The following is a 26,825-nucleotide window of genomic DNA, read 5'->3' as shown; positions in this document are numbered from 1 at the left end:
TCCTCACTGCTGGCCCTGGCCGCCCAGGACCAGATAAAGATTGCGTCTCTGCCCGCCGGAATAGACGCCAAGGCGCAGGTTCTCGCCCGCGCGGTAGTTGCCTACCTGACTGAGCAGGTCTTCTGGGGTCATCACCCAGCGCCCTTCCAGCTTGAAGATGATGTCCCCGGCCTGCAGACCGGCCCGCTCCGCTGGGGTGCTGGGATAGACCGAGGAGACAAAGGCCCCATCGCTCACCTGGGCGTTGATGCGGCTCAGCAGCAGGTCGGTAAGGGGCTCCAGCACGGCCCCTTCCAGCTGCAATGGGGCTGGATTGACGGCAGCCCCCTGCTGGGCAACGCCGAGGGAGAAGGGCAGCAGGGCATTGCCGCCGCCCGCTACATTCTGCGGCATACCGGAGCCAAAGGCCGCCGGCAACAGCTGGCCCTGCCATTTGCCGCCGCCGTTGATGGCATGACAGCTCTCGCAGGCCACCTTGCCCCGGCCATCACGCTTGTGGTTGCCGGGGATGGGCGCATTGGGCTGGATCGGCGGGCCTTGCTGGGCGGCGACGGTGGTCATCGCGGCCGGCAACAGCTGGCCCTGCCATTTGCCGCCGCCGGTGATGGCATGACAGCTCTCGCAGGCCACCTTGCCCCGGCCATCACGCTTGTGATTGCCTGGGATGGGCGCATTGGGCTGGATCGGCGGGCCTTGCTGGGCGGCAATGGTCTGCGCCTGCACCCCAGCCGCGCAGCCGCCCTGACCCATGGCCACCACCTGACCCGCCATGCAGTTACCCGCTTGGCCGCCCATTCCCGGTTGACCCATTCCCGGCTGAACCATCCCGGGCTGGCCCATGCCCGGCATCGGGCTGCGCTGGTTGACCGGCAGGGGGTCGAGCATCTGCATGGCATTGCCCTGACCCGGTGCCATGCCATCCACCTTGACGCTGTCCTGCATGAAGACCTTGACCTTGTTGATGGGTATGGCGAAGCCAATACCGGAGAAGGCCCCGGTGGGGGTATAGATGGCGGTATTGATGCCGATCACCTCGCCATCGCGGTTGACCATGGCCCCGCCCGAGTTGCCCTGGTTGATGGCGGCATCGGTCTGGATCAGCTGATCGTGGGTGACGTTATCGATCACTATGGCACGGCGCAGGCCGGCGATTATGCCCCGGCTCACGGTCAGGTCCAGGCCGAAGGGGCTGCCGATGGTGATCACCGAATCGGCCACCTGCACCTTGCTGCTGTCGCCCAGGGGGGCGGGCTTGAGCAGTTCGTCGGGGCTGATCTTGAGCAAGGCCAGGTCCTGGGTCTCGTCCAGCTTGACGATCTCGCCCCGATAGCGCTTACTTCCGGTCGGTGTAAACACGGTCACCATCAGGCCGGTGCTGTTACGCACCACATGATTGTTGGTGACTATGTAGCCGTTACGGCTCACCACCACGCCGGAGCCTATGCTCTCGGTGCTGACCCCGGTGAAGGGGTTGGCGAAGCTGGGCCCCTGGGCCTGAGCATTGCCCTGGGCCGCCGCAACCGGGCTTGCCCCCTGACTGGCGCTGATGCTGACGATGGCACCCTTCAGACCCAGGACCACGTCATGGAAGTGATTCTGCGGGGGCGGGTTATCCACCGGCAACATCATGCCCGGGTTGTTCTGGAAGGCGGCCACCTGACCATTGGCCCCGGTCACCTGGTGACAGCTGCTGCACACCATTTTGGCGCGGCCGTCCTGTTGATGGTTGGCCGGTGGCGTGGCGGTATGCGGGATGGTTGGCGGCATGCCCGGCGCGGCCACGGTCATGCCCGCGCCAGGGTTGAACAGGGTCATGGAGTTATTGGCCTGGCCATTGGCAAAGGCCACCGCAGCGCCGTTGGCACCCTGGATCTGGTGGCAGGTAGTGCAGTTCATCTGCGCCCGGCCATCCTGCTGGTGATTGCCCGGCGGCGTGGCATTGCGTGAAATCACCGGCGGCACGGGGGGTGCCGCCACATTCACTGCCGGCGGCGCGCCGGGGGCGAGGGCATTCATGCCCATCCCTGCCATCGGGCCGGCGAACTGTACCGGCTGGCCCTGCGGCTGGTTGACGGCCGCCACCTGCTGCTGTTTCTGCTTACTGGGCAGGTAGTGATATTCATAGATATAGGTGGAAAGCAAAACAAATACCGCCAAGCCTGCCATAAAGTACAGGTACTTGCGCGTGTCTTTTCCGCAGTGATCGGCGGTGCCGAATTTGCCGAAGTTGAAATCCATAGATACCAGCCAGTTGAAGGGGGAAGGGGCTCAGTCGCGCTCGCGCATCTGATCGACCAGTTCCTGATCGCTGCGCTCGCGCTCGGCGGGCGAGGGCCGACTCACGCCCGCCATCAGGGCGGCCGCGCCGAACAGAATCAGAAGGATAGGCAGCAGACCGCGCAGCAGTTCCTCCACCGAGAACCACCAGGCGGAGAGACCCCACAGACCCAGGGTGACCGCAAGAAGGCCAAGAATGATTTGAGCCATACTACTTCCCAAATTGCCAGATGCTTTGTCTCAGCCTGCGCCGAGCACCCAATCGCAGGGCGCTGAACAGGCGAACACAGGGGAACGCCCACGGAGAAGACGGGCGAAGCATAATACAGCAGCCCGGCTTGGCGGGTCAAAAAAACCCGGCCCTCTGTCTTCTTTAGGATAGCGTCCTGCTGTTCTGTGTCATAGCATGGGCCCCTGACCGTCCCAGCAACCCGGAGAATCACCCCATGCATGCACTCATCATCGCCGCCCATGGCAGCCGCCGCCAGGCATCCAATCAGGAGGTCCATGGCGTGGCCGAGCGCCTGGCCCGGCTGGCCGGGGCGCGCTATCCCATCTGTCGCGCCGGTTTTCTGGAGCTGGCCGAGCCGAGCATCGCCCAGGCCATACGTCAGGCCGCCGCCGAGGGTGCCACCCAGGTCAGCGTGGTGCCCTATCTGCTGGCCGCCGGACGGCATGTGATCGAGGACATCCCTGCCGCCCTGGCCGAGGCCCAGGCCGAGCTGCCCGATCTGGAGATACGCCTGAGCGGCCACATCGGCCAGTCGCCCAGGCTCCTGGAGGTGCTGCTCGACTGCGCCGAGCAGTGTCAAACGGCCTGAGCCCTCTCCCTCAGCCACGAAGCAGGCCAATGAAGGCCTCCGCCACCTGATTGTTGAGGTTGGAGCGGGTGCGGGCGATCCACAGGGTGCGCTTGATACGCAGGCCCTGGATCTTGATATGAAACAGGCCGCCCTCGGCCAGGGCCTCGGCTACGGCGAAGCGAGGCAGAAAGCTGACGTGGCTGCCACGCTCCAGCATCTCCACTATGGTATCGGTAGAGCCCACCTCCATAGCGACAGGCAGGCGCTCAATACCTATATCGGTCAGGGCCTTGTCCAGGATGATGCGCATGGAGGACCTGGCCTCGCGCAGCACATAGCGCAGCCGGGGCAGTTCCCCCAGGGGTAACAGATCACTGCCCCAAAGCGGGTGGCCATGGCCGCACACCAGCAACAGCTCGTCGTCCAGCCACTGCTGCACCAGGATATCCGGGTGATCCGGGGCCTGCTCCAGCAGGGCCATATCGGCCAGGCCTGTGGCCAGCCGGGTCTGGATGGCGCGGGTGTAGCCCATGCGGCTTTGGATCTGGAACTCCGGGTACTGGTCATCGAATTGCAGCAGCAGGTTGGGCAGCAGGTGCTCGCCGATGGCGTGTGTGACCTCCAGGCGCAGGGCCTTGGCCCCGCTGCGCAGGGCATCCAGGTCCTCCAGCAGAAACAGTTGGTGGTGCAGCGCCAGGCGGGCAAAGTCATACACCCGCTGGCCGGCCAGGGTCAGTTCCAGGCGACGCCCCTTGCGCTGCATCAGCTCAAGGCCATAGCAGCGTTCCAGGGCGCGCAGGCGCTTGGTCACCGCCGGTTGGCCCAGGTTCAGCGCCTGCGCCGCCTGCTCCACGCCACCCAGCTCCACCACCGCCTTGAGGGTAGCCAGGGAGCGAAGATCGGGGAGGTCTTTGTAATCCATGGACTCATACTAGCCCCAGGCCTGGGATTTGAATAGCCCTACCCCGGCCGGTATAATCGCCAGCCCTTGCGGCGGCAGCCCGGTTACCGCCCCGACACCCACCGCGCCCTCATACGGAGAACAAGATGGTCGAATCCAGCTCAGAAAAGTCCCCGCTAAAATGGTCCTCGGTGATCAGCCCCAAAGCCGCCATCGCCGCCGTCATCTTTGCCGCCGTGGGGCTTTATCTGGCCAGTGTGGTGCCCAGTATCGAGATCGCCTGGGTTACCGCCATATTGCTATTGACCATCTACCTGTTCGCGTTTGAGATCGTCGGCGTGGACGTGGCCGCAGTGAGCGTCATGGTACTGCTCGGCCTGACCAGCCTGCTGGCTCCGCTGATGGGGCTGGAGCAGGGCCTGGTGGATAACATGCAGTTGTTCAACGGCTTTTCCTCCAACGCGGTGATCTCCATCATCGCCGTGATGATCATAGGCGCCGGGCTGGACCGGACCGGGCTGATGACCAAGGTGGCCGGCTTCATCCTCCAAATCGGCGGCACCACCGAGGCGCGCATCATCCCCATCATCTCCGCCACCGTGGGCTTTATTTCTTCCTTTATGCAGAACGTCGGTGCCGCCGCCCTGTTCCTGCCGGTGGTGTCGCGCATCTCCGCCCGCTCCGGCCTGCCCATGTCACGCCTGCTCATGCCCATGGGCTTCTGCGCCATCCTCGGCGGCACCGTGTCCATGGTCGGCTCCAGCCCGCTGATCCTGCTCAATGACCTGATCCTGACCTCCAACGAGGCCCTGCCCGCCGAGCAGCAGATGGAGACCTGGGGCCTGTTCTCGGTGACCCCCATCGGTGTCGTCCTGGTTGCCACCGGCATCATCTATTTCGTCCTGGCCGGCAAGTTCGTACTGCCCAAGACGAAGAGCGAGAGCAGCACCGTGGGCACCGATCCCATGGCCTATTTCCACGATGTCTATGGCGTGGACTACAGCCTCAACGAGCTAGCCGTGCCCCACGACAGCGAGCTGGTGGGCAAGAAGCTGGACGATGTGGAGACCAGCTACCGGGTGCGCATCATCGCCAGCAAGCTGGCCGGCGAGGAGAGCCGGGTCGGCCCAGGCACCCTGGCGCGGGATACCGAGATCCAGCCCAGCATGGTGCTCGGCGTGGTGGCCGATCCCCGCGACCTGGGCCACTTCATCGACAAATATCAGCTGAAGAAGCGGGCCGAGCTGCGCGCCTTTGCCGACTCTCTGGCAGCGAGCAAGGCGGGTATCGCCGAGGTGCTGATCCGCCCCGGCTCCAAGCTGATCGGCAAGAGCGCGCGCGATGTCTGGATGCGCAAGACCTACGGCCTGGCCATGATCGGCCTGCACCGCAATGGCGAGACCATGCGCGAGGGTGATGACATACGCAACATGCCCCTGCTGGCCGGTGACACCCTGGTGGTACACACCGCCTGGAACGCCCTGGAGCGTATCGAAAAGGACCGCGACTTCCTGGTCGTGACCACCGAGTACCCGCGCGAGGAAAAACTGCGCCCGCACAAGATCACCCCGGCCCTGGCCTTCTTCGGCGTGGCCCTGTTCATGGTGCTGTTCACCGATATCCGTCTGTCGGTGGCCCTGCTCACCGGTGCCGTGGGCATGATCCTGTCCGGCGTGCTGAAGATCGAAGAGGCCTATGAGGCGGTAAGCTGGAAGACGGTATTCCTGCTCGCCTCGCTGATCCCCCTGGGGCTGGCGGTGGAGACCAGCGGCACGGCCAAATGGATTGCCGAGGAGGTGGTCGGCGTGGTCGGCAACGCCGCCCCCTGGATGATCCAGACCGCCATCGCCGTGCTGGCCACTTTCTTCACCCTGGTCATGTCCAATGTCGGTGCCACCGTGCTGCTGGTGCCCCTGGCGGTGAACATCGCCATTCAGGTGGGCGCGGACCCGGCGGTATTCGCCCTCACCGTAGCCATTGCTACCTCCAACTCCTTCCTCATCCCCACCCACCAGGTCAACGCCCTGATCATGGGCCCGGCCGGCTACCGGGTAGCGGACTTCATGCGCGCCGGTGGCATCATGACGCTGCTCTTCCTGCTGGTGATGATCCCGATGATGAACCTGATCTTCTAAACAGAGGACGGAAGACAGAAGACAGACCTTGGTGTCGCTGCGCGACGGATCGATCAAACTGGCGCGAAGCGCCCTCAATGTTCTGTCCCCTGTCCCCTGTCTTCTGTCATCTGTCCCCGCTTTCCATCGGTCGCGTTCTGCCGTAGAGTCTGCACCACACTCGGGCATGGACCGGTGGCCAAAACAGGGGGACGAAAATGACGGATTCACCGCTGATCCATTGCGTGGATGACGATGAGATCAATCGCTTGACGCTGATGGACATGCTGGAAGGCTTTCGCTGCCTGCCCCTGGAGAATGGCCGCCAATGCCTGGAGGCGGCCCAGCGTGAGGCCCCGGCCCTGATCCTGCTGGATGTGATGATGCCGGAGATGGACGGCCTGGAGACCTGCCGCCAACTGCGCCTGATGCCGGAATTGAGCGATGTGCCGGTGATCTTTGCCTCCGCCCGCAGTACCCTGGATGACCGCATGGAGGGCTACAGCGCCGGTGCCGATGACTATCTGACCAAGCCCCTTGCCGCCGCCGAGGTGCTGGCCAAGGTAAACGCGGCACTGAACCGCAGGCGGCAGGTGGAAGAGGTGCGCCACAGCGCCCACAGCGCCGAGACCACGGTATCCCAGATGGTCACAATGATGGGCGAAATGGGCACAGTGGTGAGCTTCTTCCAGGGCAGCTTTGCCTGCCACAGCTATGCCAGCCTGGCACGGCGCATCATCCAGGCCCACGAGCAACTGGGGTTGGAGATCGCCATGGAAATGCGGGTGGACGATGAGCAGATGCACTTCAGCACCACCGGGGTGGATATCCCCCTGGAGCGCAGCGTGTTCGAGTTTGTGCGCAACCGTGGCCGCCTGATCGAACGGGCCCAGCGGGCGGCGGTGAACTACCCCCACTTCAGCCTCATAGTGCGCAATATGCCGCTGCACGACGAGGCCCTCAGTGGCCGCATCCGCGACTACATCGCCCAGATCGCCCAGGGCGCGGACGCCAAGATCCGCAGCCTGCGCTCTGAACTGCTGCTGCGCCGCCAGCAGCAGGACCTGCTGGAACTGCTCGGCCAGCTGCAAGAGGCGGTGGGCCAGATCGACCAGGCCTATCAGGAGCAGAAGACCCTGAGCGAGGACATCTTCGATGACCTGCTTGAGGATCTGGAGGAGTCCTTCCTCAGCCTGGGCCTGACCGACCAGCAGGAGGCCTCCCAGCGCCACATCGTCGAGGCCGCGCAACGCCAGACCGGTGCCATCTTCCAACAGGGTCTAGCCCTGGAGGAGAACTTCTCCAGCATAGTCAAGCGCATCCGCCAGGCCCTGGAACAGGTGGAGCAGGCCAGGCCGGATACCGAAGAGGACGAAGACGACAGCTGGGACGCCAATGATAGCGATGGCATAGAACTGTTCTGAAGGCAATGCCAATTACCCTAAAAAACTAACTTCACGAAGGCCGATTTGCTCCCCTTCGTCCTGATATCTGAATTAAGACAGGCTCCCAGCACCTAGTGTATTACTATTGGGCTGCCAGAAACCATCCGCCATGCGCCTCTCGGCAATGTCCTTGGCATGCAGCGACGTACCCGCCTGCTGCAAAACCTGAATGGCAGCGGTTTTAACCTATATTCCTCATTTAAGCCACAGAGACACAGACGACTCCAGGGATGGAGGAGGTAGAGCGAAGCCTGGAGCCAGAGCCGACGACTCCAGGGACGGAGGAGGTAGAGCGAAGCCTGGAGCCAGAGCCGACGACTCCAGGGACGGAGGAGGTAGAGCGAAGCCTGGAGCCAGAGCCGACGACTCCAGGGACGGAGGAGGTAGAGCGAAGCCTGGAGCCAGAGCCGACGACTCCAGGGACGGAGGAGGTAGAGCGAAGCCTGGAGCCAGAGCCGAGATCACAGAGTTGTTTCAAAGATTTACACCTCAGACCAGACTCACCTAGGAGCCTGTCGGATTTAGGATGCTCCTACTGCGCCGGTGGGAAGAACGGCCCAGAATTGTTTTAAACATTGGCCCCGATTTTTCGTTGCGTAGGTCAACTCAGCGCCTCAAAATCGTGAAAATTTGTTCTCGCTCTCCCACCTTGCTCGCTACGGGCACCTAAACCCGACAGGCTCCTAGAGGGTGTTGAATGTTCGCTTTCTAACTCATTGATTTTCTCTCTGTGTGCTCTGTGGCTCTGTGGCCAAATGCTCTTTTTAGGTTTAACGTCCATGACTCGCCCCCGTTGCGGATTGTTCGGCCTGTTGCTGATAGGTCACGCCGAAGATGGTGTCGCCCAGCCATTTCTTGAATGACGGGTTGTCGCTGAACTGCTTGAACAGCTCGGTGTGGTCGGACAAGAGGTCGATCATGACGCGTTGCAGCGCAGCGTCGTGTTCGATCCGGGCGGTTTTCTTGTCGTTATTCTTCATGGCGTTCTGGTAGGCCGCGTCCGCCGCGACCTTGGCCGGGATCTCCTCGGCAATGACCTTGCGGATCTTATCGCCGTCCTTCCAGTCGATGTTGCCGAACTGGTCGTTGAACGCCTTGATGATGTTGCTCAGTTGGTCCAGCTCCGGTTCCGGTTTGCGGCCACCGCCGCTGGTCGGCGCCGGTCCGATTTCGGCATCCTGATCCGCAAGACCGATCTTCAGACTGGTCTTCACCTCGACACGGTAGCTGTCCATGTCGATGGCTTCCAGGATGCCCCGGGAAAGATCCTCCTCCTTGGGCGCGGGGAGCTTCGGGATCAGGAAGTTCAGGAAGATCGACAGCTTTTCCCAGTCTGCATTCGGGTACGGGAGAATCGAGGCCAGGAAGCCGTAGGTGCGCACGAAGGCCTTGGCCTTGCCCTTGAAATCCACCTGTCCGTCTTCATCGAGATCGGCGTTGTAGGTGGCCACGCAGGCGTCCAGGATCGGGTCGAGCTTGTCGCGGTCCGCGCCGTACAGATAGAGCCCCACCAGGTCGTCGATTTGTACCTGCGAATAGACCTGGTAGCCGTCCAGATCCGACTTCAGATCATGGAGCTTGTTGGGGTCGGTCTCGTCACTGAGGATGGTGGTCCGGTAATAGGGCTCGAACGACTTCTGGATGATTTCCGAGTCGTTATAGAAATCCAAGACAAAGGTATCGTGCTTTTTCGGGTGGGCGCGATTAAGGCGTGAAAGCGTCTGTACCGCCTTGATGCCGGAGAGCGCCTTGTCCACGTACATGGTGTGCAGCAGCGGTTCGTCGTAGCCGGTCTGATACTTGTCGGCGACGATCAGGAAGCGGTACGGGTCCTGTTGCACCTTGTCCGGGATCTGGCTGCTGGGGAAGCCGTTCAGAGTCGCTTCGGTGACCTTCTTGCCGCCATACTCGTGCTCCCCGGAAAAGGCCACGATGGATGCGTAAGGGCTTTTGCGCTCCTTGAGGTAGTCCCTGAAGGCGTGGAAATACTGGATGGCCCGCACGATGCCGTTGGTGATGACCATGGCCCGGGCATGACCACCGATCTTGCGATGACCGATGACCTGGGCGTGGAAGTGGTCCACCATGATCTCCGCCTTCTCGCGGATGGCGTGATCATGGGACTCCACATAGCGGCGCAGCTTTTTCTGGGCCTTGTTGGCGTCGAAGAGCGGATCGTCCTCCACGGTCTTGGCCAGGCGGTAATAGCTCTCCACCGGGGTGTAGTTCTTCAGCACATCGAGGATGAAGCCCTCCTGGATGGCCTGTTTCATGGTGTAGCTGTGGAACGGGTGGTGCTTCACGGTGCCGTCCGGCTGCGGGTCCGGCTCGCCGAAGATCTCCAGGGTCTTATTTTTTGGGGTCGCGGTGAAGGCGAAGTAGCTGGCGTTGGTCACCATCTTCCGGCCTTCCATGATCTTGTTGATCTTGTCCTCGGCATCCAGTTCATCCCATTCCGCCTTGTATTCACCCGGCTTTTCCGCAACGGCCATGTTCATGGCGGCGGTGGTCTTGCCGCCCTGGCTGGAATGTGCCTCGTCGATAATAATGGCGAACTTGCTCTGGCGGTGTTCGTCGCCGATCTCATCGAGGATGAACGGGAACTTCTGCACCGTGGTGATGATGATTTTCTTCCCGGCCTTGAGGAATTTGCGCAGGTCGCCGGAGTGCTCGGCATGGCCGACGGTGGCGGAGACCTGGGCGAACTGCTTGATGGTGTCGCGGATCTGCTTGTCGAGCACCCGTCGGTCGGTGACCACGATGACCGAATCGAACAGCGCCCTGCTTTCATGCTCCAGCCCCACGAGCTGGTGCGCCAGCCAGGCGATGGAGTTGCTCTTGCCGCTGCCCGCCGAGTGCTGGATCAGGTAGCGCCTGCCGATGCCACTCTCGGCGGCATTGGCCAGCAGCATGCGCACCACCTTCAACTGGTGGTAGCGAGGGAATATCTGCTTGTACCTTTTTTTGCCGGACTTCTCGTCCTTTTCCTCCACCACCTGGGCGTAATTTTCCAGGATGTCGGTCAACCCCGCCTTGGAGAGGGTCTCCTTCCACAGGTAGTCGGTGGCGAGCCCGGCCGGGTTGGGCGGATTGCCAGCACCGTCGTTGTAGCCTTTGTCGAAGGGCAGAAACCACGAGCCTTTGCCCTTGAGGTGGGTACAGAAACGCACCTCGTGATCGTCCACGGCAAAATGGACGACGCAACGGCCGAACTGGAACAGCAGCTCCTTCGGGTCGCGGTCGCGCTGGTACTGCTGCACGGCATCGAGCACCGTCTGCTTGGTGAGTTTGTTCTTGAGCTCGAAGGTGGCGATGGGCAGGCCGTTGATGAACACTGCCATGTCGAGGGAGAGCGCGGTCTCATTGCGGCTGTATCTCAATTGACGCGTGACGCTGAAAATGTTGGCCGCGAACCGTTCGGCCGCCTTCACGTTGCCCGGGGTCGGCGTACCGTAGAAAAGGTCCACATGGGACGGGCCGTGCTTTATGCCGCCACGCACCACATCGACCACGCCGCGCTTGGCGATCTCGCCCTGCAGGCGGTGCAGGAATTGGGTTCGTTTAGGTCCTTCCTGCTCTATACCCAGATCATCCAGCGTATCGGGTTGTGTCACGGCCAGAAATTCGAGCAGTTTGACCCAGTCAACCGCATGTTCACGGTCATAGTCCTTCGGGTCTCCCTGCTGGTAATCCGCATCGTTCACCAGAGAGGCAACGATGATGGATTCCAGCCCCTTTTCACTGGTGTCAGTTGGTTTCATGCGCTCCCTCGCGGCTAATGTGAATTAACCCAGCCCTTCTGCGACAATACATCGACAGCAAGACCGATCTGGCGTGGGGTGAATTGCAGCTTACGCTCATTCCAGGCATGAATACGGCGAACCACTTCATCCACGGAATCGGCCTGCTCATGCTTCATCACCCAGTGCACAGTGGCCAGCAATTCCAGCCCGAAGGGAGATTCGAAACCCTCTACCAATTTTGTGACTTGCTCGAATCGTTGCCTGGTCTCAGCATGCTCACTGAGAAATTCGGTAGCATCCTCTATCGCCCCCGGCACAAGCTGAAGCGGCTTGTCCGGCGCATCGCCGCCATCGGCATAGCCGGAAACCAGATGTCCCTCAATAGCATTCAACACATGCCGAAGATTCTCGGCATAGGGACCATAAGGAGCTTTCTGATAACGGAGCTTTAACGGTTCACCCGCTTCCTGCATAAAATACATCAGCTTGTGAACTTCAAGCAGCGTTACCAATGGATCGAGCAGTCCACTCAAATAGCGGTGCATCAGGGCTACCAAGGATGCCTGATCTGCTGAAGTTACGGTCAACCTGTATTTGTTGTCTGGCACTCTCTCAACCTCCTTTCATCAATTACCCATCAATGAAATATCTTCATATCAATGCATTTAAATTCAATATGTTACGCCTTTTCTTCCGCAGCTGTGCCAGTGCCCATCAATTACCCATCAACGAAAACTCAGGCCCAGAACGGAACATATTTCATCAATTTCTTCGGGGCTTTTTCATCAAACGGCTTGATTGCGCCGTCTTCGACTGCCTCTCGGATGTATCGGGAAACCGCCGCCTTGTTCTTCTCCGCTACGCCGAACCGCTCCCTGAGTGAGGCATTCGTCAAGTAGTCGCGCATCACCCGCTTCAGACAAGCATGCAGGTAGCAGGCCCGCACGCGGTCTGCTTTGTCCATCTCATTGAGTGGTTTGTGGGCAAAGAGCACAGCCCTTGTAAACCCCTCCAGCGCCTCAAAATACGGGGCGGGAAGCTGGTAAAACTCGACCTGGTCCACCACCTTGTCAATACCGCTGCCGCGCTCTTCGCAAATGCGGAAGCGCCGCATCAGGGAGGCGAGTGCCTCATTACGGGATTTCGGCGGCGTATCAACGAAACGCTGAGTGTCAATCAGCGGTTCGCCGGGGCTGGTGATCTCCATCCGGTCGTCGAATATTTCCACCATCGGCCCCGCACCGGTCACGAACAGATCCTGATGAATCAGTGCGTTGGCTACCAGCTCACGAACCGCCAGCTCCGGGAACATGGGCACCGTCCGGCGCAACGCTTGTTCGATCACTTCATTGGTGGGCACCAGTGCCATGATGAAACCAATCAAGCCTTCGAAACCGTTGGCGTAGCCTTTGCCACCGACCTGCTCCCGCAAGGTTTCAACCCGACCCCGTCCTTTGTAATGGACCACTCGCATAGCCTTGCGCCTGAGTCCGGGAAAATCATCCAACTTCTTCGCAAAAAGGATCGCGCCGAGATTGGTGATGTTCCAGTCCCCGGCATCGCAGGCATGAATCAATTCGTCTTTAGCCAGGGCATCCAGAATCGCTGCACGACCATCGGGCAGTGGGAGCTCCAGCAAGTCAAAATAGGCGGGATAGTCGAGGAGCTTCAGGACGTTCTCGCTGGAGACGTGTTCGGCGGCGACACCGCGCTCGAAGGGAACCTGATCGAATACCCTCCAGAGCGCGCGTTCTTTCTCCGGATAGTCCTTCAGCTTTTTCTTGTAGGAGCCGACGCGGACGAACTCCTGATGTTTGAACCGCACCGGATGGCGGAAAGTCGCACCAATCTCCAGCAGGACCACCGGTTTGGTATCGATTTCCAGCGTATAGAAACGAAAATTGATCTTGGGGTCCAGCAACCGCAGCAGCCAGCTCTCCAACTCTTCGTTGCCGACCTTCGTAGCCGTGGGGTTGAACGTGGTACCAATAATGTCGTGGGTTTCGTTATCCACACCCCAGACTAGATAGGCATTGACCTTACCCAGGAGTGACGCAGAATTGGCCAGGGCTGACAGATATTCGCCGATCTGTTCCGGATCGGCATTGTTGTGTTTAAACTCCACCCACTCTGTTTCGGTGGGCAGCTTGCGCAGTTCATGCACAAGCCCAATGAGGTACTCGGTGGGCCGGTCGATGGTCATTCCTCAACCTCCAATTCCAGCGCGTCATCGATCACGTCATCGGACTCATCGGTGTCCTCATCCAGCGCCAGAGGCTCTTCCCCGGCAATTTCCGGCACCTCGATGCCGCGCACGTCCACCTGACCGGTGACCACATCGGAAATCAGCCGGGTGCGGTATTCGCGCATCAGCTCGATCTCGCGTTGGGCGCGGATAATGGCCTGGTCGATCTCTGCCGATTTTTCCTGGATGCGTTCAAGAATTTCCAGTTGCTCATCAATTGGTGGCAAACCAATTGGATAATTTTTCACAAAATCCGATGGAATCCGCTGCTGTCCAGCCGCGCCGGTCATGTATTGCTCGCCCAGCAACAGGAACTGTTTGGTTGATGTGAGGAACCGAAGGAAAGCACCGTCAATTGCCTTTGTGGGGCGAAGAACGATCAGTTCGGTAGTGCCAAAGCCGAAATCAGATTCAAGCCTATCAAGGTAAGCTCCCTTGCCGTTTTCAAAGCAGGGCGTGATTTTCGCGACAACCACATCCCCGCGTCGGAAATAGGTAAATCCATTCCAGACTTCGGACAGAGTGCGTTTTTCGGTGCAGTCGATATCCCCATTGACGGAGATGTTCTCCATCGGAAGAAAGACAACCTTTTCTTCATCCGCCGGATTCGCTCGTGTCTCAGACTTTGATGGGTTGAAGCTGACAACGCGTTTGAGTTTCGTTGCCTCCCAATGCTCCGGAATATCTCCGATCCATTCCACGCCACTGGGCATGAACTTGACCTTGGGATCAAGCCCCCGGGTCACGGCCTGGTTGATGACGCTCTGCTTCTGCTCCTTGAGCAGTTCGATGAGTCGCCGTTTGTTGCGGATGAACTTGCGGAACAAGCGGTCTTGCGCCTTCAGGAATCGAGTAATGGCTTGCTGCTCTTCCTGCGGGGGGCAAACCACCGGCATGCTCAGAAATTTATCGGGATAGAGTCTGAGTCGGGAAGAGCGAATGCCCGTTGACCGGCAAATGTATTCCGATCGATATCCTTCAATCCGCAACAGGCTGTCGAGATAGTAGTAGTCGTAATCCTGGTTGCTTCTTGGCCGATAAACGCCATAGGCGGGACTCACAATTCCATCGTGGTTCGAGACGCCCAATGCAGACATCCAGGCCCACATCGTATTGATGATCAGATCACCGGGTTGGCAACGTTTCTGACCGACATTCGACTCGGCCTTGAACATGGTCACGTTCTTCTGGCTGCGCGGAGTCACTCCGGTGATGTGCGACACCGAGAGCATTTCTTCATCGCCTGTCTGGGAGCGATCATCAATCTCTTTGAAGTAATACTTTGCCCGCTTCTCAGGCCAATGTGCAGGAATACTCCCGAGCCAGCTCACATCTGCGTTCTTGTATTCCGGATAAGGGGTCAGCTTCATCATTCCGCCTCCTTGTTTCCGAGCCGGTTGCGCGACATCTTGATGGCGGCATGGAGTTTTTCCTGTAGCAATTCCCTGGGCGGCAGTTCGGTCAGATATTCGGCTACATGTATGCCTGACTGCCCAAGCTCCAGTAGCTCGATCCGTTCGTCATCCTTGCCGAAGCAGAGGATGATACCCAGCGGCGCTTCCTCGCCCGGCTTGCGCTCGTACCTATCGAGCCAGCGCAGATACAGGGACATTTGCCCAAAATGGTCGGGCCGAAATATATCCAGTTTCAGTTCAATGGCGATTAGCCGTCTGAGATCACGGTGAAAAAACAACAAATCCAGATAAAAATCGTCGTCATCCACGGTCATGCGTTTTTGTCGGGCAACAAAGGAGAACCCCGCGCCCAGTTCGAGCAGAAAGGATTCCATCTCACGCAGGATGGCGGCTTCGAGGTCTTTTTCGAGGTATGCGTCCTTGAGTCCGAGAAAATCAAGGAAGTAGGGATCGCGAAAGACCAAATCAGGGGTCAGGATGTCTTCTTCCCGCAAGGCATCCAGTTCGATCCGGGCCAGTTCTTCAGGCTTGCGAGACAGGGCAGTACGTTCATAGAGCATGGAGCCGATCTTTTTTTGCAGAGTGCGGGTGCTCCAACCTTCAACTCGGCACATTTCAGCGTAGAAGTCACGTTTCAACGAATCATCGAGATAAATGATCGACTTGAAATGGGTCCAGCTCAATTGACTCCGCAATGCGTTGACAATTAACTCATCGGAAAACACCTCGGAAAACCGGATCATATGCCGAAGAGACTTCTCAGAAAATCCCCGTCCGAACTCCAACTCCAATTGTCTCCCCACTGCGGAGACAATCTGTGTACCATACTCGGCCCTGTTTCGGTTGAGAATTTCCTCGTTAATTCGCTTACCGATACGCCAGTAGAGCAGCGTCAGGCCAGCGTTGACGGCAGTTGCCACCTGCGCGCGAGTTTCCTTTATCAAGCCCCTGATATCGTTCAACAGCACGCCGCTGAAACCCGAATCCAAACCCCCAAATTCGGCGGACTTTGTGACCTTTTTCATTACTCCGCCTCCCCGACAATCTGCCCCAGCAGCCCCTCGGTCTCCTGCTCCAGGGCATAGATGTCATCCTTAATTTCATCCAAGGTGCGCATGGGCGCGGGCCGGTAGAAATGGCGTGTGAAGGAAATCTCGTAGCCCACCAGCGTCTTGCTCGGGTCGATCCAGGCATGCGGGGTGTAGGGCAGCACCTCGCGCTGGAAGAAGGCCACAATACCGCCTTCTTCGAGCAGCGGCACCTGCTCGCTGTCGCGCAGGGCGGTATCCGGTTCGTACTCGACCACGCAGGCCTTGCCGCCCACCTCGGTCTTGAACAAGCCGTGGATGGGGTCGGGCGTGGCCTTGCCCGGCTTGTGAACCTTCTTCAGCACCGGCGCGGCGTCCTCGCTGGTGTCGCAGAGTTCGCTTTGCAGCAGCTTTTTACGCTTGGCCGTGAGTTTCACCCCGTGCTTGTCGGCATCGGTGGCGCAGGCGTCCATGAAGGCGTTGAAATTTAGATGCGGACCGGCTCCGAGCGTCTCGGCCACGCGACGGGCCAGGTTGGCCAGCGGCTCTTCTTTGGCCTTGGTGCAGGTTTTCACAAACCGTTCCAATCGGGCCGGGTCCAGGTCGACGGCGAGGCGCAGCGGACGGTCCACCGTTACCTTCCAGTAGCCGAAGGCCTCGTTGGGGAAGATCTTAGATTTCCCGGTTTCGACCGGATTCACCACCAGGTCGCAGATAGCGCGGATGTGTTCTTCGGAGAATTCGCAGTTCTTCTTGCCGAGGTTGCGGCGCAGCGGCACGAACCATTCGGTGGCGTCGATGAGCTGGACCTTGCCTTTACGCTCTTCGCTCTTGCGGTTGGCCAGTACCCAGATGTAGGTGGCGATGCCGGTGTTGTAGAACATGTTCTCCGGCAGGGCGATGATGGCCTCCAGCCAGTCGTTCTCGATGATCCAGCGGCGGATATTGCTCTCACCCTGACCTGCGTCGCCGGTGAAGAGCGACGAGCCGTTGTGGACCTCGGCGATGCGGCTGCCGAGGCGGGTGGTGTGCTTCATCTTGGCGAGCTTGTTGACCAGGAACATGAGCTGCCCATCCGAGGAGCGGGTGATCATCTTGTATTCCGGGTCGCCACCGTGCTGGGTGACAAAGCGCGGGTCCTTGATATCGCCCTTGCCGCCCAGGCGCTCCAGGTCGGTCTTCCAGCTCTTGCCATAGGGCGGATTGGAGAGCATGAAATCGAATTCCTGCGACGGGAAGGCATCGCTGGAGAGCGTGGAGCCGTACTTCATGTTCTCGGCTTCGGCCCCTTCGCCTTTGAGCAGCAGGTCGGCCTTGGAGATGGCGTAGGTTTCCGGCTGCACCTCCTGGCCGAAGAGGTGGATGGAGACATCCTTGCCGTGGCTTTCGGCCAGCTCGGCCAGGCGCTCTTCCGCCACGGTCAGCATGCCACCGGTGCCGCAGGCACCGTCATAAACGAGGTAGGTACCCGATTCGATGTCGTCGGCCACCGGTAGGAAGATCAGGTCGGCCATGAGCTTGACCACGTCGCGGGGCGTGAAATGCTCTCCGGCCTCTTCGTTGTTCTCCTCGTTGAAGCGGCGGATCAGCTCCTCGAAGATGGTGCCCATGGAGTGGTTGTCGAGCGCCGGAAGGATCTCGTTGCCGTCCACGTCCTGCACCGGCTTGGGGCTGAGATTGATGCGGCCGTCGAGGAACTTCTCGATCAGGTGGCCGAGGATATCGGCCTCGATCAACGTGGGGATCTGGTTGCGAAACTTGAACTTGCCGAGGATCTCCTGGACGTTGGGTGAAAAGCCGTCCAGATAAGCTTCGAAATCGGCCTTGAGCTGTTGTTGCTTGGCGCGGTTCTTCAGGTCGCGCAGGGTAAAGGGCGAGACGTTGTAAAAGGCCTCGCCTGCGGCCTGGCAGAGCGCGGCGTGCTGGTTGGCAATCCCGGCCCCGTCAAGCTGCTTCTTCATGCCGAGGACTTTTTCCTTGCTCGGCTCCAACAGCGCGTCGAGACGGCGGATGACCGTCATCGGCAGGATCACGTCGCGGTACTTGCCGCGCACATAAACATCGCGCAGCACGTCGTCGGCGATACCCCAGATAAAATTTACGATGCTGTTGTGGATCACATGGTTCATAGCCCGCTGTTACTCCTTGCGCTTCTTGTCGGTTTGATTCGCGCCATCCTTGGCGCTCACCCTGCGGGCGTCCTTCGGACGTCCAAAATCGCTCCCGGCGATTTTGTCCGCAGGCTCGGCCGCGCCGCCAGCCTTGACCCAAGCGTCCACTTCATCTTTTTTGAACTTCCAAAGACGACCCATGCGGTGGGCGGGCATACCATGCTTGTCGATCCACTTGTACGGGGTGTCATTACTGACCCCGAGGTACTTGCAAATCTCGATTATTGATAACCAGCGGTCTTCCATCTCAACCATTCCTCAGATTCCTTATGAACCATGAGTTAAGACGTCATAGGTCTGCGAACAACAGACACTGGAGTAACCAGCCTCCGCCACCTGAATCAGATGATTGAAAATTATGCAGTTTAGCGCCCAAAGTCAACCGATTATTGCCGATTTGACCAGATCACTATCTGAATGAGACGAGTTTATAGGCTAGCAGTTACTCAATGAACCCCTACCCCCATTCACGCCCTTATCTCGCTAGTTTGCCAAAGCCCCCTATGTGTAGTATATAGTACACATGACATTCGGAGAATACATCCGCAAGCATCGTGAGGCCCTGAAACCACAGGACCGACGATTCTCCGTCCGGCAGGTCGCCCAGCGAATTGGTGTGGAACCCGCCTACCTCAGCAAGATAGAACGCGGGGATGTGGCACCACCGTCGGAGGCGAAGATCCGGGCATTGGCCGAGGAACTCGGCGAAGACCCGGACGTGCTGCTGGCAATGGCCGGGAAGGTATCGTTGGATTTACAGGAGATCATCCGTAAGCGTCCGCAACTGTTCGCGGACCTGATCCGCCAGCTCAAATCCGCACCGGATCATGCTCTGTTGCGTATTGCCCGGGATGTCCGTGATGGCGACTGGTAACACCTGAAAAATCGACTCAGGGGAGAAAAGACAATGATCGAACTACTGAACAACCAACTGAGCTTCCGGTTTCCGGAGGTCCACCAAAAAGCGGCGTGCAGCATCGACTTCCAGCGCACCCTGCGGATCCCGGATGACAACCGGGAATACCCACTGCCCCCCGGCCTGGGCCGATTCCCGGTGGAGCACGTGGATGACTTTGCCAACAAGTTGCCTGATACATGGCGGACGCATGGTGGCGTCTTCATACCCATGTATCAGTCAGAGGCACTGTGGATCAATTTCTCTGGTGACTACCCCTGTGCCGTCAAGATTGCCGCCGGCAAGATCAATGCGGTTTCCGGGGAGACCTGGAGCAATGGGCTTTCGGCTGATCCGCAGGACTATGCAGTGATTCCGGAACAGCCCTGGCTGGACGGTTTCAACGTCTCGGAGGATTTTATACGGCAGTTTGTCGCCATGCCCCTGGGTGAAGGCTTCACGGCCGAAGAGCAGATTACGGGTAAGGCTGAACATGGCGGACTTCAGATCATTGTCTACCCGATGAAGCATGACATTTACGTCGAGCATTTCGAGCGAACCGTGCAAGCGGACATGGACTACCTTGATATGCCGGCATTTCTTCGTCGATCTGTCTGCGAATCCGCCCCCCTGGATATGGGTCTGGCACCAGGCGGCTTGATGCGGCAGGAGATTTATGAGGACGAGTACGGCATTGATGCCTGGGATCAGGACAATGGTTTCCGGTGCTTCATCCACCTGGCCAACAGTGAGCAATACCAGATGATTACCGGGCATCAACCACCACATCAACCTGCAACGGCCAAGGATTACACAGAAGCCGACCTGCCCTGGTTTGACTATTACGATGACAGCAAGGCACTTGCCGGTTCGGACACATTAGGCAAGCTGACCAGTGTCGCTGCCAAGGTGATTGAGAAAGGCAAAGGACTGCTGCCGGACAACGAACCGGTTCAACCCAAGATCATCAAGGTAATCAGTAAGGGTAACCTGGTTCGAGATGGAGAATTCTGAAAGGTAGGCACCTATTAGATATCCCATGGGAGTGTAACCGGTCATTACAGAGCGTCCCTCTCGACCGCCAAAATCCCCCTCAATCCCCCTTTGATAAAGGGGGAGGACAACCACATCCCTCGGCGGGGGACGCAAATCCCCCTTTGCAAAAGACAGCCAAGGGCAAATTCCCCCCTTTGCAAAAGGGGGCCAGGGGGGATTCTTTAACAGTTACCTCCAGTTATTGGCAATGCCGAATCACGCCAGAGACTATGCCGAGAATCTGCACCTGTTCATGGCGCAGGTAGATGGGCTGCATGGCCTGATTGGCTGGCTGTAGGCGGATGCCCTCGGCTTCGATGTAGAAACGCTTCAGGGTGACCTGTTCGCCGTTGATCATGGCCACCACGGTCTGGCCGTTGGCGGCCGTTTCGCGTTTTTCGATGACGATGATGTCGCCATCCTGGATGTTTTCATCGACCATGGAGTAGCCGCGCACACGCAGGGCGTAGCTGTTTTTACGCAGCATCCCCTTGGGGATAAGAACGTTTTCGCGCTCCTCAGGGATATCCACCGGCTGGCCGGCGCTGACATAGCCCAGCAGGGGGATCTCGACCACCTCGTCGGCCTCGGTGAACAGGGGCTGCAGGTCGGGGTGCCACAGGGGCTGCTGGCGATTGGGGTTGAGGTAGAACAGATTATTCACGGCTCGCTCCGTATCGGAATTGCTGCTGCCCTGCGCCCTGCCCCAGGGGCAAACGGCCGGGGCGGGGCGCGACCGGGGCTTACTCGGCCATGCTGTTGAGGTAGGCGCGGTCGGCCATGTTGGTCCACTGGCGTACCTGCTCGAGGTAGGCGCTCTGGGAATCCAGGATCTCCTTGGTCAGGGGGTCGGCGGCGGCCGCCTCTGCCAGCAGTTCATCGTTGGCCTGTTTCAGCGCCGCCATGACCTCGGCGGGGAAGGACTTGACCTGCACATCCGGGTATTCCGACTTCATCCTTGCCCAGTTGGCACCGGACAGGTGGTGCGATTCCATGGTCATGTCATAGGCCGAGGCCTTCATCGCGGTGAGCAGGATCTGTTGCAGGTCCTTGGGCAGGCTGTCGAACTTCTTTTTATTGATGAGAAATTGCAGCTCGGTGGCCGGTTCATGCCAGCCGGTGTAGTAGTAAGGGGCGATCTTGTGGAAGCCCAGGCGCAGGTCCATGGAGGGGCCGACCCATTCCAGGGCGTCGATGGTGCCGCGCTCCAGGGAGGTGTACATCTCGCCGGGGGCGATGTTGGTGGGGCTGGCACCCAGCTTGGCCAGGACCTCGCCGGCAAAGCCGGGGATGCGCATCTTGAGCCCTTTGAGATCTTCCACTGAGTTGATTTCCTTGCGGAACCAGCCGCCCATCTGGATGCCGGTATTGCCTCCGGGGACGGAGATCATGCCATAGGGCTCATATACCTTCTGCATCAGTTCCATGCCGCCGCCGTAGTAGAACCAGCCGTATTGTTCGGTGGCGGTCATGCCAAAGGGCATGGTAGTGAAGAACTGGGTGCGGAAGTCCTTGCCCTTCCAGTAGTAGGAGGCGGTGTGGCTGAGGTCGTACTGACCGGCACGCACCATATCAAACACGCCCATGGCCGATTTGTGCTTGTTGGCCGAGTCGATGCGGATCTTCAGCCGACCATTGGACATTTCCTCCGCCAGCTTGGCCATGTTGCGCGCAACATGGCTGAATACGCCGAAGTTGGTCGGCCAGGTCTCCGCCAGCTTCAGCCGGTAAACCTTGTCGGCCGCCTGCAAGGGGGCCGCAAATAGCGTGGTAACACTCAGGGTCAGGGCGAAAGCGTACTTCAGAAGTTTCTTTTTCATGGGATTTCTCTACCTCGAATAGGCCTAACGATGATGGGATACCCTGGGCAATGAAAGACTGCCAGCTGCCAGGTCTTATCCTAACCCGGACAGGGGACAGAAGACAGGGGGCTGATGGCTGAAGGCTGAATGCTGAAGGCTGATGGCTGAATGCTGAATGCTGAATGCTGAAGGCTGATGGCTGAATGCTGAAGGCTGAAGGCTGAAGGCTGAAGGCTGAAGGCTGAATGCTGAAGGCTGATGGCTGAAGGCTGATGGCTGATGGCTGAAGGCTGTTTTGCACCAGGTTATTCATCTGTCGCACAGCGCCTCAAAGATCCGTCTTCTGCCCCCTGATTTCTGCCTTCTGCAAAATCTCCAGGGCGGCGGCGAAGTCGTAGCCTTCCACGCTGTTGCTGAGTTGCTTGTAGTCCTGCCCCAGGGCCTGGGCGAGCTGTGCCTCGTGGCGATGCAGGCATTCCAGGCTGTCGATACGGTTTTGCTCCAGATCCAGTTTCAGCTCGGCGATGGCCGCCTGGGTGGCCGCCTGATCCTCCGGGCTGGGCTCCGGCTCGACCTCTGGCTCTGGCTGGGGCAGGCGCTGTTGCAGCTGTTCGATCAGCTTGGGCAGCTGCATATCCCTGATGCGTTGTTGCACCTGCTCGGGGCCTTCCTTGGCCTGGCGCAGGCTGCGCTCCAGGTCTTCTGCCTGTTGCCGCAACGGCTCCAGGGCGATCTGAGCGCAGTTACCCTTGAGGGTGTGGGCCAGGCGCTCGGCGCTGCGCCTGTCGTTTGCCCGCAGGGCCTGATCGATCTGTTCGGCAAAATCCTTTTGCTTGTCGATGAAGCGTTGCAGCACGGTGGCCAGCAGCTTCTCCCGCCCCAGGGCCTGCTTCAGCGCCAGGTCGATGTCCAGCCCGGGCAGGTCCGCCAGCTTTTGCCTCAGACCCTGGCCGGTTGAAAGCTCGACGGCCTGGCTGGACTCGCCAGCGACAGGCTCCCTAGCTGCCTGATCCTGAGCCGACCCTGCCCCGGCTGTCTGATCAGGGCGGCGGCACCAGGCCAGCACCTGCTCCCAGAGCCGTGCCGGGTCCACCGGCTTGGCCACATAGCCCTTCATGCCGGCCTGCAGACAGCGTTCACGGTCGCCCTGCAGGGCGTTGGCGGTGAGCGCCACTATGGGCAGGTCGGCGCAGCCAGGCAGCTGGAGGATGGCGCGGGTGGCGCTGAGGCCGTCCATCACCGGCATCTGCATGTCCATCAGCACCAGGTCGTAGCCCCCTTCGGCCTGGCTTGCGCGCACCATCTCCAGGGCCAGGGCCCCGTTTTCCGCCAGGTCCACCTGCAGCCCGGCCTGGCTGAGCAATTCCTGCCCCACGTCCTGATTGATCTCGTTGTCTTCCACCAGCAGCACACGGGCACCGCTCAGCCCGCTCAGGTCGGGGCCTGCCTGGCGCTCGGACTTACGCCGGGTCTGCCGCTCCACGCCGAGCAGTTGGGCGATGGTGTCCCACAGGCTGGATGGGCTGGCATATTTGGCCAGCACCTGGTGGATGCCCATCTCGGCGGCCTCGCGCACCAGCTCCAGATCCTCCTGATTGCTCAACAGGGCGATCTGCGGGGCCTGATCCTTCAGCGTCCGTTGCAGCCCCCGCGCCAGGTCGATGCCGCCGGGGCCGGGCAGTTGGGTGTCGATCAGGGCAACCTCGTAGGGTTGTTGGGCCTGATCGGCCTGCTGCGCCTGCTGCAGGGCGCTGGGGGCATCGGCCAAGGCGCTGACATCGAAGTTCATCCCCCGCAGGGTAGCGCTCAGGGCCTGGCGGGCGTGTTGGTTGACCACCACCAGGAGGATGCGGCGGCGCTCCAGGGCCGGGTCGGGCAGGGCCTTGTCCTGCGGGCTGCGGTCGTCGAAGCCCAGCTCCAGCCAGAAGCAGGAGCCCTGGCCTGGGCTGCTGCTGACGCCGACCGCGCCGCCCATGATCTCGGCCAGCTGACGGGAGATGGCCAGACCCAGGCCGGTGCCGCCGTATTTGCGCGTGGTGCCGGAGTCGGCCTGCTGGAATTGCTGGAACAGGCAGCGGCGTTGTTCCTCACTGATGCCGATACCCGTATCGCTGACCTCGAAGCGCAGCCAGACGCGCCGGTCCTGGCGGCGCTGCTGGCTGACGTGCAGGCTGATCTCGCCCTGATCGGTGAACTTCACCGCGTTGGAGCTGAAGTTGATCAGGATCTGGCCCAGCCGCAGGGGGTCGCCGAGCAGGTGCCGGGGCACCTCGTGTTCGACCCAGAGGATCAGCTCCAGCCCCTTGGCGGCGGCCCGTTCGCTGATCAGGTCGGTGACCTGGGTGAGCACCTCCTCCAGGTCGAAGTCGATCTGCTCCACCGCCATCTTGCCCGCCTCCAGCTTGGACAGGTCGAGGATGTCGTTGATGATGCCGAGCAGGTGCTTGGCGGAGGCCCCGAGCTTTTTCAGATATTGCCGTTGACGGCGTTCAAGCTCGGTCTGTTCCAGCAGGTGAGACATGCCGATGATGGCGTTCATCGGGGTGCGGATCTCGTGGCTCATGTTGGCCAGGAACTCGGCCTTGGTGCGCGCCGCCGACTCCGCCAGGCGCTTGGCCTCGGCCATGCCCTGGATGGCGTCGCGCTCGACGGTGATGTCGTCGATCACCCAGACGGTGCCCTTGTTGCGGTCCTGCACGTCCACCGCGGCCCCGGCCATGCGCGCCCAGAACAGGCTGCCGTCGCGGCGTTGCAGCTGCTGCTCGCGCCAGTGGGTCTCGCCGGCCCAGATCAGGGCGTAGGGCTCCTCGGCGATGCGGTCGGCCTCGGCATCGGCATACCAGATGCGCGCCGATTGGCCGATCATGCTCCCCTCCGGCCAGCCGAACATCTCGTGCATGTGGCGGTTGCAGCGCATCAGCGTGCCTTCCTTGATCAGGGCGATACCGGAACCGGCGGTGTCGAAGATGGCCTGCTGCTCCAGGTAGGACTGGCCCAGGGCCTCGGCGGCCATGCGCTCCTCGGTGATATCGTCGATCACCCAAACCACCCCCTGCTCGGGGTTGTGTACGTCCACCGCGCGGCCGGTCATGCGGGTCCAGAACAGGGTGCCGTCGCTGCGTCGCAGGCGCTGTTCGCGGGCGTGGGGCTGGCCGTCCAGGATCTGGGCGTAGGCCTCCGCCTGCATCTGCGCATAGTCCTCCGGGCTGAGGTACCAACCGGCCGTACTGTGGCCCACCAGGTTGCCCTCCTCGATGCCGAGGATGCCGTAGATGCGCCGGTTGGCGCGGGTCACCACGCCGTTCTTGACCAAGACGATGCCGGAGTTGGCGGCATCGAACACCGCCTGCTGTTCCTCGTTGCTCTCCTCCAGGCGGCGGGTGGCGGCGACCAGCTGGGCGGTACGCTGCTTGACCTCCTGCTCCAGGTGATAGCGGTGCCGCTTCAGCTCCGCCTGCATGCGTACCTGCTCGGTGATATCGTGCCAGATGGCCAGCAGGTAGTCCTCGCCCTGCAGGGTCAGCCGGGTCAGGTTGACCTCCACATCGATCAGGCTGCCGTCCTTGCGCCGGTACTGGGTGGTGAAACGGGCCTTACCGAGCGGGTCGCAGCACTCCCCCGCCAGCTCGGTCTGGAAGGCGCGCATGTTCTGTCCGATGCGTTCATCCTCGGCATAACCCAGCAGTTGGCAGCTGGCCGGGTTGGCGTCGATCAGACGCTGGCTTTGCGGGTCGGCCAGCTCGATCGCCACCGGGGCTTGCTCCAGGATCGCCCGCACCAGGGTCAGGTTTTCCTCCAGGGCGTCCTGCTGGGCCGACAGGCGCGTGGCCATGTCGTTCAGGGCCTGGGCCAGTTCGCTGATCTCCCCCGGCCCCTTGAGCGGGATGCGGCTGTGCAGGTCTTCCCCCAGGCGGCGGCTGGCCCGGGCCAGGGCGCGAATCGGCCGGGCCAGGCGCTGGTGCAGCCAGAGACTGAGGGCCGAGGCCGAGACCATCACCAGCAACAGCAGTGGCAGCAGATGCCACAGCTCCTGCCGCTGCACGCGCTGCCGGTCGGCCTGGAAGTCCCGCGCCAAATAGACGAAGCCGACCCGCTGACCGCCACCATCCGCGCCAGCGGCGGGATAGGCGAAGGGGCTGAGCAGTTCGATGTACTCCCGCTCCGGGTGCTGGCGCAGTTCGGCACTGAAGCCCTCGGCCACCTGGTCCAGCCGCTGCTGGCTCAGGTGCGGCAGCAGCTGCTGCACGGGATCTTGCTTCCAACGGCTGTCGTGGGCATACCGGATGCGGCCATCGGCATCGATCAACAGGGCCACGCTGGCATCCAACGCGGTGGCGATGAACATCAGCTCCTTTTCCAGCAGCTCCGGCTGGCTGTGCAGCAGGGTCTCGGCCATGCGCCCAAGCTGGCCTGCGCGCATCCGCAGCTCACGCTGGATATCCTTACGGTACTCCTGCATGCGCTGCTCCAGGCCGAACCCCAGGGCGGCTATACTGCCCAGTACCACGGTCAGGGCAATGGCGGCAGGCAGGAAGAAGGCGATGGATCGATAGAAGGTCATGCGTGCTGTTCCCAGGGCAAAAAACGACCGCAGGCCAGCAACTGCGGATCATTCGACAGGCTCAGCCGCGCCCCGCCCAGCGGTTGCGGAAAACAACGTCGGGAGCGGTCGGGCAGGAGGCGGCTGGTATTCACGCTGATCATGATGCTGCAAGTGTCTCACCTTAGGGGCCTGGAAGAAACACGACATGGGCGGGAGATGAGGAGTAAGTTTGAAGGGTGAAGTTTGAAGTCTGAAAAGGAAAGGTTACTGCTCAGCCCCTCTGCCTGAAGACAGAGGACGGAAGACAGAAGACAGAATTTTGCGTCGCTGCGCGACAGATTAAGTAAAACTGGCGCGAAGCGCCTCAGCACTCTGTCCTCTGTCCTCTGTCCTCTGATCTAGGTACAC

18 protein-coding genes and 1 pseudogene are annotated in these 26,825 nt (G+C 60.4%); 5 read left to right on the top strand and 14 right to left on the bottom strand.

The window, feature by feature from the left end:
- Positions 1-3 precede the first annotated feature (3 nt).
- A complete protein-coding gene (locus tag D5125_09035) occupies positions 4-2,238 on the bottom strand; it encodes a trypsin-like peptidase domain-containing protein (protein QFY89617.1) in 2,235 nt (744 codons plus the stop codon).
- Positions 2,239-2,268: 30 nt separating this feature from the next.
- Positions 2,269-2,487 carry a hypothetical protein gene (locus tag D5125_09030; GenBank protein ID QFY89616.1) on the bottom strand — a complete coding sequence of 73 codons (219 nt, stop codon included), beginning with the start codon at positions 2,485-2,487 and terminating at the stop codon, positions 2,269-2,271.
- Positions 2,488-2,723: 236 nt separating this feature from the next.
- Here D5125_09030 and D5125_09025 point away from each other — a divergent pair, with 236 nt between their 5' ends.
- On the top strand, positions 2,724-3,098 hold the full coding sequence (locus D5125_09025; GenBank protein QFY89615.1) for a CbiX/SirB N-terminal domain-containing protein: 375 nt from the start codon (positions 2,724-2,726) through the stop codon (positions 3,096-3,098).
- Positions 3,099-3,108: 10 nt separating this feature from the next.
- On the opposite strand, the gene D5125_09020 is transcribed toward D5125_09025, so the two are convergent.
- The gene (locus tag D5125_09020; protein ID QFY89614.1) at positions 3,109-4,002 is read right to left on the bottom strand and encodes a LysR family transcriptional regulator; all 894 of its coding nucleotides are present in this window, start codon (positions 4,000-4,002) and stop codon (positions 3,109-3,111) included.
- Between the two features lie 125 nt (positions 4,003-4,127).
- Here D5125_09020 and D5125_09015 point away from each other — a divergent pair, with 125 nt between their 5' ends.
- Together D5125_09015 and D5125_09010 are read left to right on the top strand one after the other, a co-directional pair.
- Positions 4,128-6,116 (top strand): SLC13 family permease, encoded by a 1,989-nt coding sequence (locus D5125_09015; GenBank protein ID QFY89613.1) that lies wholly within the window; start codon positions 4,128-4,130, stop codon positions 6,114-6,116.
- A 197-nt stretch (positions 6,117-6,313) separates the two neighbouring features.
- Entirely contained in the window at positions 6,314-7,519 is a 1,206-nt protein-coding gene (locus tag D5125_09010; protein ID QFY89612.1) for a response regulator, read from the top strand.
- Between the two features lie 791 nt (positions 7,520-8,310).
- On the opposite strand, the gene D5125_09005 is transcribed toward D5125_09010, so the two are convergent.
- The 7 genes and pseudogenes from D5125_09005 to D5125_08975 all read right to left on the bottom strand — a co-directional run bounded on the left by D5125_09005 (position 8,311) and on the right by D5125_08975 (position 18,397).
- Positions 8,311-11,301 carry a type I restriction endonuclease subunit R gene (locus tag D5125_09005; protein QFY89611.1) on the bottom strand — a complete coding sequence of 997 codons (2,991 nt, stop codon included), beginning with the start codon at positions 11,299-11,301 and terminating at the stop codon, positions 8,311-8,313.
- Positions 11,302-11,315: 14 nt separating this feature from the next.
- Positions 11,316-11,828: an Appr-1-p processing protein gene (locus D5125_09000; GenBank protein QFY89610.1), complete on the bottom strand. Its 513-nt coding sequence runs from the start codon at positions 11,826-11,828 to the stop codon at positions 11,316-11,318.
- Between the two features lie 191 nt (positions 11,829-12,019).
- On the bottom strand, positions 12,020-13,486 hold the full coding sequence (locus D5125_08995) for a putative DNA binding domain-containing protein (GenBank protein QFY89609.1): 1,467 nt from the start codon (positions 13,484-13,486) through the stop codon (positions 12,020-12,022).
- Positions 13,483-14,901: a restriction endonuclease subunit S gene (locus D5125_08990; GenBank protein ID QFY89608.1), complete on the bottom strand. Its 1,419-nt coding sequence runs from the start codon at positions 14,899-14,901 to the stop codon at positions 13,483-13,485. Before D5125_08990 ends, D5125_08995 begins: the two co-directional genes overlap by 4 nt.
- Positions 14,898-15,968, bottom strand: a complete 1,071-nt coding sequence (locus tag D5125_08985) for a DUF1016 family protein (protein QFY89607.1) — start codon at positions 15,966-15,968, stop codon at positions 14,898-14,900. Before D5125_08985 ends, D5125_08990 begins: the two co-directional genes overlap by 4 nt.
- On the bottom strand, positions 15,968-18,100 hold the full coding sequence (locus D5125_08980) for an SAM-dependent DNA methyltransferase (GenBank protein ID QFY89606.1): 2,133 nt from the start codon (positions 18,098-18,100) through the stop codon (positions 15,968-15,970). Before D5125_08980 ends, D5125_08985 begins: the two co-directional genes overlap by 1 nt.
- Before the next feature lie 114 nt (positions 18,101-18,214).
- A pseudogene (locus tag D5125_08975) lies at positions 18,215-18,397 on the bottom strand (helix-turn-helix domain-containing protein).
- A 268-nt stretch (positions 18,398-18,665) separates the two neighbouring features.
- Here D5125_08975 and D5125_08970 point away from each other — a divergent pair.
- Both D5125_08970 and D5125_08965 read left to right on the top strand, forming a co-directional pair.
- Positions 18,666-19,016 carry a helix-turn-helix domain-containing protein gene (locus D5125_08970; protein QFY89605.1) on the top strand — a complete coding sequence of 117 codons (351 nt, stop codon included), beginning with the start codon at positions 18,666-18,668 and terminating at the stop codon, positions 19,014-19,016.
- 33 nt (positions 19,017-19,049) lie between these two features.
- Entirely contained in the window at positions 19,050-20,051 is a 1,002-nt protein-coding gene (locus tag D5125_08965; protein QFY89604.1) for a hypothetical protein, read from the top strand.
- Between the two features lie 220 nt (positions 20,052-20,271).
- Here D5125_08965 and lexA read toward each other — a convergent pair whose 3' ends face one another.
- The 4 genes from lexA to D5125_16995 all read right to left on the bottom strand — a co-directional run bounded on the left by lexA (position 20,272) and on the right by D5125_16995 (position 26,578).
- Complete coding sequence (gene lexA / locus D5125_08960) at positions 20,272-20,736, bottom strand: repressor LexA (GenBank protein ID QFY89603.1); 465 nt, start codon at positions 20,734-20,736, stop codon at positions 20,272-20,274.
- Positions 20,737-20,815: 79 nt separating this feature from the next.
- A complete protein-coding gene (locus D5125_08955; protein ID QFY89602.1) occupies positions 20,816-21,892 on the bottom strand; it encodes a TRAP transporter substrate-binding protein in 1,077 nt (358 codons plus the stop codon).
- Positions 21,893-22,202: 310 nt separating this feature from the next.
- Positions 22,203-26,435 (bottom strand): PAS domain S-box protein, encoded by a 4,233-nt coding sequence (locus D5125_08945; protein ID QFY89601.1) that lies wholly within the window; start codon positions 26,433-26,435, stop codon positions 22,203-22,205.
- Complete coding sequence (locus D5125_16995) at positions 26,432-26,578, bottom strand: hypothetical protein (protein QPB72228.1); 147 nt, start codon at positions 26,576-26,578, stop codon at positions 26,432-26,434. The genes D5125_08945 and D5125_16995 overlap by 4 nt, the downstream gene beginning before the upstream one ends.
- Between the last annotated feature and the right edge of the window lie 247 nt (positions 26,579-26,825).

It is taken from the genome of gamma proteobacterium SS-5 (genome assembly GCA_009497875.2).
GTDB classification, from domain to species: Bacteria; Pseudomonadota; Gammaproteobacteria; order Chromatiales; family Chromatiaceae; genus Magnetovirga; species Magnetovirga frankeli.
The sequence above is the reverse complement of the archived record's forward strand: the minus strand, read 5'-3'. Positions and strand labels throughout refer to the sequence as shown.